This window comes from Flammeovirga pectinis, from assembly GCF_003970675.1.
GTDB lineage: Bacteria > Bacteroidota > Bacteroidia > Cytophagales > Flammeovirgaceae > Flammeovirga > Flammeovirga pectinis.
Window position 1 is genome coordinate 2,266,091 of record NZ_CP034562.1, and the last position, 12,972, is coordinate 2,279,062.

General features: G+C 32.6%; 7 protein-coding genes and 6 tRNA genes. 4 read left to right on the forward strand and 9 right to left on the reverse strand.

Going from position 1 to position 12,972, the window contains the following annotated elements; genetic code table 11:
- Positions 1 to 61 precede the first annotated feature (61 nt).
- On the reverse strand, positions 62 to 1,342 hold the full coding sequence (locus EI427_RS09010) for an MFS transporter (protein WP_126613815.1): 1,281 nt from the start codon (positions 1,340 to 1,342) through the stop codon (positions 62 to 64).
- A 321-nt stretch (positions 1,343 to 1,663) separates the two neighbouring features.
- Between EI427_RS09010 and EI427_RS09015 the strand changes: the two genes are divergently transcribed.
- Both EI427_RS09015 and EI427_RS09020 read left to right on the forward strand, forming a co-directional pair.
- A complete protein-coding gene (locus tag EI427_RS09015) occupies positions 1,664 to 5,794 on the forward strand; it encodes a DUF445 family protein (RefSeq protein WP_126613817.1) in 4,131 nt (1,376 codons plus the stop codon).
- Positions 5,795 to 5,821: 27 nt separating this feature from the next.
- On the forward strand, positions 5,822 to 6,604 hold the full coding sequence (locus tag EI427_RS09020) for a DUF3575 domain-containing protein (RefSeq protein WP_126613819.1): 783 nt from the start codon (positions 5,822 to 5,824) through the stop codon (positions 6,602 to 6,604).
- 90 nt (positions 6,605 to 6,694) lie between these two features.
- Here EI427_RS09020 and EI427_RS09025 read toward each other — a convergent pair whose 3' ends face one another.
- The 8 genes from EI427_RS09025 to EI427_RS09060 all read right to left on the reverse strand — a co-directional run bounded on the left by EI427_RS09025 (position 6,695) and on the right by EI427_RS09060 (position 9,934).
- Positions 6,695 to 7,651, reverse strand: a complete 957-nt coding sequence (locus EI427_RS09025; RefSeq protein ID WP_126613822.1) for an IS30 family transposase — start codon at positions 7,649 to 7,651, stop codon at positions 6,695 to 6,697.
- Between the two features lie 170 nt (positions 7,652 to 7,821).
- Positions 7,822 to 7,895: transfer RNA gene (locus EI427_RS09030), tRNA-Arg, on the reverse strand.
- Between the two features lie 21 nt (positions 7,896 to 7,916).
- A tRNA-Pro gene (locus EI427_RS09035) sits at positions 7,917 to 7,991 on the reverse strand.
- Between the two features lie 32 nt (positions 7,992 to 8,023).
- Positions 8,024 to 8,097: transfer RNA gene (locus tag EI427_RS09040), tRNA-Arg, on the reverse strand.
- A gap of 23 nt (positions 8,098 to 8,120) precedes the next feature.
- Positions 8,121 to 8,195: transfer RNA gene (locus EI427_RS09045), tRNA-Pro, on the reverse strand.
- A gap of 37 nt (positions 8,196 to 8,232) precedes the next feature.
- Positions 8,233 to 8,306, reverse strand: a tRNA-Arg gene (locus EI427_RS09050).
- Between the two features lie 22 nt (positions 8,307 to 8,328).
- Positions 8,329 to 8,403: transfer RNA gene (locus EI427_RS09055), tRNA-Pro, on the reverse strand.
- Between the two features lie 202 nt (positions 8,404 to 8,605).
- On the reverse strand, positions 8,606 to 9,934 hold the full coding sequence (locus tag EI427_RS09060) for a type IX secretion system plug protein (protein WP_126613824.1): 1,329 nt from the start codon (positions 9,932 to 9,934) through the stop codon (positions 8,606 to 8,608).
- Between the two features lie 689 nt (positions 9,935 to 10,623).
- On the opposite strand from EI427_RS09060, the gene EI427_RS09065 reads away from it, so the two are divergent.
- Positions 10,624 to 11,997, forward strand: a complete 1,374-nt coding sequence (locus EI427_RS09065; RefSeq protein ID WP_394345838.1) for a 4Fe-4S dicluster domain-containing protein — start codon at positions 10,624 to 10,626, stop codon at positions 11,995 to 11,997.
- A 32-nt stretch (positions 11,998 to 12,029) separates the two neighbouring features.
- Complete coding sequence (locus EI427_RS09070) at positions 12,030 to 12,830, forward strand: (Fe-S)-binding protein (RefSeq protein WP_126613826.1); 801 nt, start codon at positions 12,030 to 12,032, stop codon at positions 12,828 to 12,830.
- Positions 12,831 to 12,972 lie beyond the last annotated feature (142 nt).

Sequence of the window (12,972 nt, forward strand, 5' to 3'; positions counted from 1 at the left end):
ACAAAAAAGCCTTTTAGCAAAAATTTACTAAAAGGCTTTTTCTATATATAAAACTAATTTCTTAGTCTAAATCATGCTTATATCCGCTAACTGCGTAGAATAATAAGAATGCCTCACATAATGCAACAATAATCCAAGTCATGTCCCATCCACCGATAGCATCAGCAGTTACACCTTGAACCCATGGTAAAATTGCACCACCGGCAACACCAATCATTAAAGCTCCAGAACCTTTAGAAGTATAAGGACCTAATTTATCAATTGCTAAAGAGAAAATTGCTCCCCACATAATTGAGTGCATTAAACCAACACCTACTAATAACCATAACTGTTGTGTAAACATAGCGGCTAATACTAATACCAATGCTACTGCAGAAGTTACAAGTAATTGAGTGTGACCAGGAATTTTAGATAAGAATGATCCGCATAAACGACCAACTAACATTGAACCCCAATATAAAGTTGCCATTAAAGCATACGTTTCTTTGTCGATACCAATTTGTTTTGCATGCATTACAATGTTTGAACCTACTGCTACTTCAGCACCTACGTAAACAAAAATTGCAACAACACCTAAAGCTAAGTGCTTAAAACTCCAAATTGATTTAGTTAGAGTTGCTGGATCTATTTCTTCGCCAGAATCACTTGCCATTGGGTTAGGAAGTTCGATGTTCTTTAAAACACCTGCAACTACTGCAACAACAATCATTAAGATAGATAATGGTAATAAAATTTGAGCTACTTGAGGAGCTGCACCACCAAAAATGATACCTGCTACGAAGAAAGGAGCTACTGTAGTACCAATTGAGTTAATTGTACCTGCAATACTTAAACGAGTAACAGAACTTGTACCTGGTACTTCACATACTGCAATAAATGGATTAATTACAGTTTGTAATACAGCCATTGAACAACCTAAAACATAAGAACCTAATAAGAAAATAAAGAAGGCTTGTGGCACTTCTCCACCCATTAAAGTTACAGATGGTAAACCTGCGAATTGTGCTGATAATACCTCAATTCCTAATGCTGCAATTAGCATTATCAAACCTCTAATTAATGTCGTTTTATGACCAGAGTTATCAACCCATTTAGATGCGATATTACCCATTGATGGATAACCCATAAAGAATGCAAACGTAATAAACGTAGCAAGAGTGTTTTTAAGATCACCTGATTTACTTAAGAATGCTTCTTGTAAAGGTGCTTGGAATTGTTGGTTCACTACTGTAAGGAATCCAACAACGAACATCAAACCTACCATTATTAAGAATGGTCCAGTATGATTTTTTTGTTTTGTTTGTGTGTCTTTCACAACCGAGTTTTCTATAGTTTCATTCATTTTGATAACATCAAGATGTTAAATTGTACAGTGGTAAAATATTAAGTAGACATCAAAAAAAATTGAGAGGACGAAAAAAACTTCAATTCTAACGGGTCACTTCTAATAAAAACCGGTTGCAATATAACTAAAACCTCATGATAGTAGGAATGACACTTATCAGTTTTGTATAATAGTTTCATATTAGATTCATATTTTAACAAATAAAAACAATCTTCCATTTTTAGATAATTAACCCCAATTTTTACTAATGATTATTTAATATTTCAATTTCTAATCAAAAAATGTTTGTATTCAAAGGACTTTATTGCAACTTTAAATATGATCAGTGAATTAATTCTAAAAATATTTTCAGGTGCTGTAGTTGGCTACGCTACTAATGATTTGGCATTGAGGATGCTATTTGAAAAAGTGCTTGGTATTCCAAGTATCGTAGAACAAACAAAAGAAAGTTTTATACAAAACATAAGTAAGCTTGTTGAGTCTGAAATTATCCGCCATGATAATATCAGTGCTGAAGTTCAAAAAGATAACTTCAAAGATGCGCTATTAGTTATGCTTACTGATTTTGTGGAAACCCACCTTAGAGCTGAATTTAAGAAAGATGAAATTATAGCTGACATACCTAATATTGATAAATCTATAGATCGTTTAATTGCAATCATAGATGAAAATTTCAAAGAATCGCTCAGAAAAGGGCTCAATGGTTTACTTCAAAACACCGTTGTTTCGGATTTTACATCAAAACAACAAATTGCACATATAAGCGATAGTATTCTAGAACTAGTTTTATCAACTTTATCAAAAGACCACCTTGTTGAATCTCTAACTAATGACATTTGGCATGAGTTAAAAAGGGAACAAACGCAAACGGTTATCGCTCCTATCTTATTTGATAGTTTAAGTAATTATTCTGAAGATTTTTTTGATGAATTACATACTTCTTTAAAAGACGGAAAACTTCCATTAAATCAATTTATCGACAAATTACTTTTTCACTTTGAAAGTGATCATTTGATTGATAATCTTAGTGAGAGCATTTCACAAAAAAGTATTTCTGATTTTATTGGAGCAGGCGATCATCAAAATATTGCCAAAGAAGTTCACCGTATTTTAAACAAAGAATTTAAAGACCCCTCTGATAATGCTCCAATTAAAAGGCTCATTCGAATCTTTATAGAGGTAATTGGAAACGAAAAAACAACCATTTTTGAACTCCTTCCTCCTGCTATTGGTGAAAACTTTGAGAAATTCTTACGCAAAAACATTCCAATTATTTTGGATGGTGTTGTGGAATGGATTCAGGAAAATAGAGATGAAATAAACGAAGTCGTTAATCAATCTTTTGAAGAACAATCTTCATTTATGGGCAAATGGGTAATGAATCTATTTGTTGATAGTGTAAGTGAAAGGTTTAAAGTAGTTGATGAAATTATCAATATTGCGAATAATCAAAAGAACGAAGAAAACTCAATAGAAATTGCTCAAAAAGGAGCCAATTTTATGGTTGAGTATTTAAAAACCAACAGTATTGGTTCACTTATCAATCGTTTTGATCAAAAGGGATTAGTAAACACACTTCATGGGTTAATTACTTCTTTAGTAGATGAAAAATTAGTAGGTCAAGGTGCTGACTCAATGTCTGTATTTCTTGAAAAGAAAATAGGTAACATCTGGTCTAAGACTAGAAGAAAAAATGACCTTAATAAGCTTGTCAAGTTTTTAATTGATGAACAACTCATTGCTGAGTTTTTATACAAAAGGAAGTCTACTGAAAAAGGGAAGAAAATAGTAAAAGATCGCTTAAATAAAATTAAAGAACAGCCACTTTATTCTTTATTTACGGATCAGACTATTCACCGTTTTGCAAAAAAAGCACAAATATATTCAGAGAAAACACTTCGAGAGGAAAAAGTAGGTATTTCTGTCGGTGTAGAAAAAGTAGTTTGGGAAGAAGTCTCAAATAAACGTTTTTCTAAATTTATTGGGCCAAACTCAATAGAAAAATGGACTCCAAAGATTAAAAAATTCTCCATATCATTTTTAAGGGATGCTTTTAATAAAGGAAAAAAGCGTCCTATACATGATCTTGTTTCAATTGCAGAAAGAAGTACTTCTTTACCAAGAAAAATGACTGAAGGTATTATCGGTTACATCAACCGGAATATCAATAGGTTAATGAAAGGACAGGTAAGTAGAATTGTTGCGGATAATTTACACAACAAGCACAAAGAGTTACCTAATATGGTAAAAGGGTTTATGGGTAGTAACATGAAACCGATTACTTATTTTGGTGCAATACTTGGTGCAATAGCAGGTGGCCTAACAGCATATATACCACTTGGTGACAATATGTACACAATGGTTGGAGCTATTGCTGGAGTTTATGGTATTACAGGTTTAGCAACAAACTGGATTGCTATTAAGATGATATTTAGACCCTATAGAGCAATTAAGATTTTTGGAATCAAGATGCCTTTTACGCCAAGTGTGATTTCTAAAAACCAATCTAAATTTGCTGACAATATGGGTGACTTTGTTGGCAAGCAATTACTAAATGAAGAATCTATTGGTAGTGATTTAACAAGTAAATTAACTTCATTACGAACAAACATATATACTACTTTTGTAGAAAGTGATTATAAAACATTAGACGTTTTATTAGAGACTGAGAAGAAAGGCATAAGCAAAAAAATAAGTAAGGTAGCCTCTCATCAACTATTTTCTAATAGATATACATATGCAGAAATAATATCTAAGAAAATTGAAGAAGAATTATTTACTGAAAATAAGTTTTCTGATTTATCTCTTCAAACTACATTTATTGATTTTGCACATAAAGATATTGTCTACAATGCACTCTCCTCTTTTTTATCAAGACAAGTAATCAAAATACTTGATAATGATCTCATGCTGAACGACGCCATTCCTGATAAGTTTATTGATCAGATGTTTGATGCCGTTAAACAAATTCTTTCTAAACAGATAGACAATACCAATCAGTGGGTACAAGATGATGTACTTTTTATCCATTTAAAAAACATTTTTAGGGATAAATTTATTGAATATAGAACTAAATCATTAAATGAAATTCCAATTTTCGAGAAGAATAAGACCAAAATAAAAGAAAGTATCTGGAATGGTTTAATAGAAACTTTAAACGAAGATAGCTTCCAACAAAGGTTACTCGAATTTTTTGAAAGTCAGATTGAAGAACTTTCTAATGAAGAGCTTCCAATTAGAGATCTTTTTGGAGGTAAACCATATGAAGCTCTTCAAGAAAATAGTATTCAGATCGTTGATCAGTTAATCAATCATGTAATCAAACATTTAAGAGACAATGACGAAAAATTTGCTCAAGAAGTGTACGATGCTACGGTAGAAAAACGTAAGATGGCTATGATCTATGAAGGTAATATCAAAAGAACAACTAAAGAATTAACCAATAATAAAATACCTGATTTATTAAGAAGAGGCCTTCCGGAAATAACTCAAAAAATTCAGAATAAACTCTCTGTCATTGCTAAAAACACTAAGGTTAAGGATTTAGAAGTTGAATTAAAAAAAGGGCCTTTACAAGAAGGAATTAAAAATTTATTAAATAATAATAGACTTTTAACGAGCATTCAATTTGTACTTAATAGAATTGTTGATGAAATTTTCGACACTAAAATTGAGGACATCTTAAACGTTGGAGCAATTAGTAAAGGAGAGATTTACGAACAGTTAAACACTAACTTAACTCCTGAAATTAAGATAGTTAGAGAACACATAAAGGAACAACTCTACGAGAAAAACAAAAAGGATTTAATTGTTGATGATCTAAATTTGATGATTAAGGATATCTCTAAGAAGTTAATTCTATCTAAAAAGATGAAAGACATTTTTAAAAATGCAGATGCTGATGAACTTAAAAATGGTATTGAAAGTACTTTCAAGATAGTCTTAAAATCTAGATCAACTCAAAACACTGTAAGTACAATCGCCTCAAACCTTGCAATTTCAATTGAAAATCAAGGTATTACATCAATAATACAAAAAGAACAATTCTTATTTGATTTAGAAAAAGGAATTGCAAAAACCCTAGAGAATAATAAAAACCAAGAAGTAATTAGAGAAATTACTAAAAATATGTCAATCCAAATGTTGAACAATTTCAATAAATGTTTAACAAAAGAAACTAAAAATTATTTATTAGATAAAGTTCTTGATGGTTTAATTAAATCAGCATCTCCTCACATTGGAACATTAATAAGAAATATTGATTTTAAAGACATTGTGGTAACTGAGATAAACCAGATGGACCCTGCCAAAATCGAGGAGCTATTTTATGGTTTTGCAGGTATGTATTTCAAGAGATTAATTATTTATGGTTTCTTCTTAGGATTACCAATTGGAGCTATGTTAGATTTTGGTCTATTACAATTAGTAACTTTCCTTATAAAGAAGTAATTTCATAGTCTAATTAATCTCCAATCTATGAAATACTTATTTAGCTTATCATTAGGCTTACTCTTATCACTATCAATTTTTGCTCAAGAATCTAGCTCTGAACTTGAGATGGAATACGATTCATCAATCACATTGATGAGAAAAAACATTGTAAGATTTAATATCACTCCTTTTATACTATGGGGTGGTGGAAATTATGTTTTTGGTTACGAAAGAAGAATCAATGATCATTCTTCAGTCTCTTTAAATGCAGGCTACCTTACCTTCCCTAAGATTGTTAACCTAAACTTAGGGCAATACGGAGTTGCTAATGACCATAATAATAACGGCTTCAGTATTGCTGCTGATTATAGACGTTATTTTAAAAAGAGAAACAGAGGTTTTGCTCCTGATGGCCTTTATTGGGGACCTTACATTACGTATTATAGATACAATTTATCTAGTAATGTAACCTTAGCAGATTCTACAGGCCAGCAAATAACAGCTTCAAAAGCAAACTTTACAGGTTCTGCAAACATTATTAATGTGGGGGTTGAACTTGGTTATCAATTTATTATTAAGAAGCGCTTAGCAGTAGATTTAATAATGGTTGGCCCAGGTTATGGCTTTTATGGTGGAAAGCTTAAGTTAGATAGTAATTTAACAATTGACGAAAACGATGAGATTTTAAATGAAATTCGAAATGGACTCGTTAATAAATTCCCTATTCTTGATGGCTTATTAGAAGGCGAAGAAGTAAATACCAATGGTGATTATGGTACCTGGACTGGTGGTCTACGGTTTGTAATACAGGTAGGTTATTCCTTTTAAAGAACAAATAATTTTATATTCAAAAAAGAGACTGGTTTCTAAAATCAGTCTCTTTTTTTTATTACTTGAATTCTAATAACAATTGCAACTTTAGGCTGCATTAATATCAATATTATTTATAAGCTCAATAGGACTATAAAATCCATACCTTTTACGAGGTCTATTATTGAGTTTATTTTCAATTTTGGAGATATACTTTAAAAGTACATCTTCCATACTCTGACCTTTAGGGAAATATTGTCTTAATAACCCATTTGTATTTTCATTTGTACCTCTTTGCCAGCTAGAGTAAGGATCTGCGAAATAGGCTACAGTATTACATAATTCTTCTATTTTCTGATGACAAGCAAACTCTTTTCCATTATCAAAAGTAATAGTATACCAAGGAATTGGCGTTCTTTCATACATTGATAACAATGTAGCACCTACATCATTTTCAGATTTACTATTTGCCTTTCCTACTAATAGATACCCACTCTTTCTATCTACTAAAGTTACAAGCACAGCAGAACGAGCTTTAGTACCAATTACCACGTCAGCTTCCCAATGTCCTATTTCAGAACGATTATCAGCTTCTATTGGTCTAGTACGTATATTTTTCCTGTTTGTAAGTTTCCCTCTAGTTTCCTTAGAGGCTCTTGGTCTTCGTTTCTTTTTGTGATGTCTTAGATGTTCTTTTAACGAAGGATTCTGACTCATCTGAGAATATATAATTTGATATACTGTTTCAACACACGGAAAGGAGCCTCCTTCTAAGCGTTTGCGATTTACAATTTGTTCAGGACTATATTGATTAACCTCTAATGCAGACAGAATTTCATCTTTATATTCTATTGTAGAACTATGAAAACCAGTTTGTTTACATTTCTTTTTAAGGTATCGTTTATGAGCATACACAGCATCGTATCTATCAAGGTGATCACAACGCTTTAATTCTCTACCTACAGTAGATTTGTGAACGTTGATTTTATCAGATATTAAACTATTTGAATATCCTTCTTCTAAATACGTTTCTATTTTATACCTTTGTGATAGGGTAAGATCCATCTTTATTGCAATTTTGTTTTTAAACAATTTTGGTCAGACTTTAAAGATAGTCTTACCTTTTTTATTTGCCTAAAATGGGTTGCAACTGTTTCTAGAATCTAAGTTATCAATAAATAGTAAGCATAAAAAAAACCGACAACATTACTGTTATCGGTTTATCGAATCACAAGTGATCCGACCAGGACTCGAACCTGGAACCTGCTGCTTAGAAGGCAGCTGCTCTATCCAGTTGAGCTATCGGACCATCCTTAAAGGTTCTTCTACGTCGGGATGGCAGGATTCGAACCTGCGATCCCCTGGTCCCAAACCAGGTACATTAACCGGACTATGCTACATCCCGAAGAACTCCCAAAAAGGAAGGTTTCTATATTGTGATCCGACCAGGACTCGAACCTGGAACCTGCTGCTTAGAAGGCAGCTGCTCTATCCAGTTGAGCTATCGGACCATCCTCTTAAAGGTTCTTTATCGTCGGGATGGCAGGATTCGAACCTGCGATCCCCTGGTCCCAAACCAGGTACATTAACCGGACTATGCTACATCCCGATAAGAACCTCCTATAAAGGAGGCGTAAACAAAAATGTGATCCGACCAGGACTCGAACCTGGAACCTGCTGCTTAGAAGGCAGCTGCTCTATCCAGTTGAGCTATCGGACCATCCTTTAAAAGTTCTTTAAAGTCGGGATGGCAGGATTCGAACCTGCGATCCCCTGGTCCCAAACCAGGTACATTAACCGGACTATGCTACATCCCGATATTGTCCTTTCAACAGGAGCATTTTTGTTTAACGCGGTGCAAAGGTGTAGGTATTTTGTTTAACACGCAAGTATCTTTGTGTTTTTTTTATCCTAACCAATGTAAACACATTATTTTTCAGTGAATTATAATTGAAAATAATTTTATTTATTTCTAAAAAGCAGCACTAAATGTATTTCCTAAGCCTCTAGATAATGTTTTTATCTATTTGTATTTATTTTTCTATAGCCAACAATTCTATCTCCCCTATCTCCTGGGCCTCTGTAATAGACAAATATTTCATACATGTTTTTCGTCAGATTAAAACTACCTTCCAAAGCAACATCATCTCTTTCCATAGCCGATGTGTTCAAAACTGTGTACATATAATCATATCGTCCTTGTTTAACCAATGCTGAACCTACATATGCTTTTTTTGCATTATCATAGACCATTTTATATTCTTCGTTAAGTTGCCATTGAGAAAAAGCACCATAAATGTATACATCACCTACAACTTGCGTTTCCATTGGTAACGTAAAAAACACTTCCATATAATCACTCTCAATCCAGTAATCTGGTTTTCCAAAAACTCCAATCACATACCCACCATTATAATCTTTTTGTTGTTGATTAAATGATTTCCCATTTCTCACTAAATCTTTATGTAATCTAACCTTATTGAAGTTTTTCATTCTATCTGTACTAGAAACTTCTGTTCCTCCCCCATTCAAACTTCCTATTTCAAAAACTCTAAATTCGTTACTACCAAGAAATGCGTTTTCCCCATCATAGTAAGAATAATCTAGAATATGTTCATGCCCTTTTATAAACCTAGGTAATAACCCTACAGTAGCATTATCCCATCGTCCATTTTGTAAAATATTTACAGAAAAATCTCTTTTAGCATTAACAACTGTCAAGTTTCCATAATTAACCGTAAAATCAATTTGTTGCATATATCTACGATTACTTCCCTTCATATCAACTACTTTAGGCATCACGGTAGCTTTTCCTTCGTATACAATAAACCGTTTCGTTAGTATTAAATCACCTTCGTTCCCTTCTCTATAAACTTTTAATAAATAGTTGCCTGATAGTTTTACTCTTGGTAACGTAAATTTAAAATGAACATAAGGCACTCTTGTATTCATTGAAAAGTCAAATGTATTTAATTTGAAAGAGTTAAATTCTTTCATAAACTCAATTGATTGTATTTCTGAGGGAGTCCAGTCTCTATTACAATGCACTAAAGTTGCTTCAAAATAATCTGCATCATCTCCAAAAATATCAAATTCCAATGTTAAGGGGAATTGCCTGTCTAAACTAACTACTGGGGTGTTTAATTGAGGAATTGTTCTAGATCCTCCATTTGCATATAGTTGTACTGTTCTAACATTTGGATCATATACATAATCAGAATAGTGTAGCTCTCTAGAATTATAGTCTTTCTCTGTTATTACTTCCCATTTTGGAGGCTGTCCATAAGATGAGTTAGTAATCAAAATCAATAAATATATAAATTGAAATCTTATTAAAATATTCTTCATGTTAGATAGTTGAAATTTGAAAGTCCTCTAATTTAAGCAAATAAAAATAGGTTACATATATCACTAAAATCTAAATTCATCTTTTTGATTTCCGAAGGAAAGTATTGGCACTCTTAAAAGAGGTAAATATGTTATTTTTTTCTTCTCAGATTGGTTTAAACTTCAAGACACAGAAAAGGTTTTTTCTAGACCTTGATCTTTTGATTGCACATAATTCCATCAGAAATCAAGTATTACTATTAGAACATAGTAATACTACAAAAAAAAATCACTCTAACATCCTTAAATACTGCAATTGGTGTAGGCTATAGATTTCCTTACAGTAAATGGATTATCAGGTGTAGTTATGGTATACAAAGTGTATTATCAGAAGAATACAGAGGTAGTTTCCGAGGAAGATTTAATATGCAATTAGGGTATAGATTTTAATTACTTAATATTTAATGAATGAATATTCATATTTAGAATCATTCAAAATAAGTGTGATAAAGACGCTATTTTTAGACTAAAACTAAATTTACTCATTAATATCAATTAAATTAAATGCTAATCAAGTAGAATAAATATTTGTAAATCCGCTTTTAATCTACTTTATTAGCATAAAATACTCTGCAAGCATAACAAATTTGATATATGTGGAGTTAAGTAATAACAGATCAATAAACACACACAGAAACTTTTTAAACACTATGATACAGATTGTGCAACAACTATTATTTGTAGCCGCAATCGGTTTAACAGGTTATTTGGTAACCAAGAGAGCTAGATTCATTTACAGAAACATTAATCTAGGAAAAGCCCTAGAAATCAAAGGCGATTCCAATAAGAGATTTGCTAATATGTTCCGTCTTGCTTTCGGTCAACAAAAAATGTTTGACAGACCGGTTGTTGGATTAATGCACTTTGCAGTTTATGCAGGGTTTTTATTAATTAATATTGAAGTATTAGAAATTGTAATCGATGGTTTAACAGGACAACACAGAATTTTTTCTGCCGTTATTCCTTCAGGAGTTTATCATTTTTTAGCAAGCTTTTTTGAAATAATGGCATTGCTAGTTACAGTTTCTTGTTTCATTTTTCTTATTAGAAGGAATGCTTTACGTTTGCCACGTTTTCATATGGCAGAAATGAAGGGATGGCCATATAGAGATGCAAATATTATTCTTTATGCAGAAATCATTTTAATGACTATGCTTTTTTCTATGAATGCTACAGATGCAGTTCTTCAAACGATGGGGAATTCACATTACCCTGTAGTAGGTACATTTGCAGTTAGCCAGTTCTTAGTTCCAATTTTTAGCGGACTTTCTGAAACAACTTTAGTAGCTATTGAAAGAAGTGCATGGTGGATACACATAGTAGGCATTTTTGCATTTTCTGTATATATCACTTATTCAAAACATTTACATATTTTCCTTGCCTTCCCGAATACGTATTTTGCTAAAATGGAACCAAAGGGTGAAATGACAAATATGGAATCCGTTACCAATGAGGTGAAAATTATGTTAGGAATGCCAGTTGAAACAACTGAAGCTGGAGATTCTGACGAGATGCCAACTTTTGGAGCAAAAGATGTTCAAGATTTGACATGGAGAAATGTAATGAACGCATATTCTTGTACAGAATGTGGTCGTTGTACTTCACAATGCCCTGCCAATATTACAGGCAAAAAACTATCTCCTCGTAAAGTAATGATGGACGTTAGAGATAGAGCCGAAGAAATTGGTAAAAATATAGATTCCAATGGCGGTACATTCCAAGACGATGGCAAGAGCCTTTATGGTGACTTTATCACTAAAGAAGAATTAATGGCATGTACGTCTTGTAATGCTTGTACAGAAGCTTGTCCTATAAACATAGATCCACTTGGAATTATTTTAGACATGAGACGTTACGTTGCAATGGAAGAATCTTCTACTCCACAAGAGTGGAATATGGTTTTTAATAACATTGAAAACAATCAAGCACCATGGGCTTTCTCTGCAAGTGATCGCTTTAAATGGGGTGAAGAACTCAGAACACAAGAGATTAAAAAAACTGAGACAGATAAAGAAAACGCTTAACCTAAAATTTTACTAAAGACAACACTTTTAATATGGCAGATACTAATTTTCTTAAAGTACCAACAATGGCCGAAATGGTAGAACAAGGGAAACATCCCGAAGTTTTATTTTGGGTAGGCTGTGCTGGTTCATATGATGATAGATATAAAAGAGTAATAACAGCTTTCGTAAAGATTCTAAATGAAGTAAATGTAAATTTTGCAGTTTTAGGACCTGAAGAGAGTTGTACAGGTGACCCCGCAAGAAGAGCAGGAAATGAATTTTTGTTTCAAATGCAGGCAATGCAAAATATAGAAGTATTAAATGCTTATGAAATAAAAAAAATTGTAACAGCCTGCCCTCACTGTTTTAACACCATTAAAAATGAATACCCTGCTCTAGGAGGTAATTACGATGTAATGCATCATTCTCAATTTTTACAGAGCCTTATTAATGAGGGACGATTAACTGTAGCTGGTGGAGAAGCATTTAAAGGAAAAAAAGTCACTTTCCACGATTCTTGCTATTTAGGCAGAGCAAATGATGTTTATGAAGCACCTAGAAGTGTTTTAGAAGCTTTAGATGCTGATTTAGTGGAAATGAAACGTTGCAAAACAAATGGCTTATGCTGTGGTGCTGGAGGTGCTCAAATGTTTAAGGAACCAGAAAAAGGCAACAAAGATATAAATATTGAGCGTACAGAAGAAGCTATTCAGACAGGAGCAGAAGTTGTTGCAGTCGGGTGCCCGTTCTGTATGACAATGATTGGTGATGGCATCAAAAACAAAGAAAAAGAGAAAGATGTTCAAGTAATGGATATAGCAGAGCTTGTTGCAACTTCAAAAGGATTATAATTCTACCAATTCAAATTATTTAAGAGGGCACCTAAATGGTGTCCTTTTTTTATGAAAACCCTCTACTGTTGTACATCAAAAGAAAAAGTTAATCTCCTTCCTACTATTCTTCATTCTAACGTAGTATATTGCAAAAAATTAA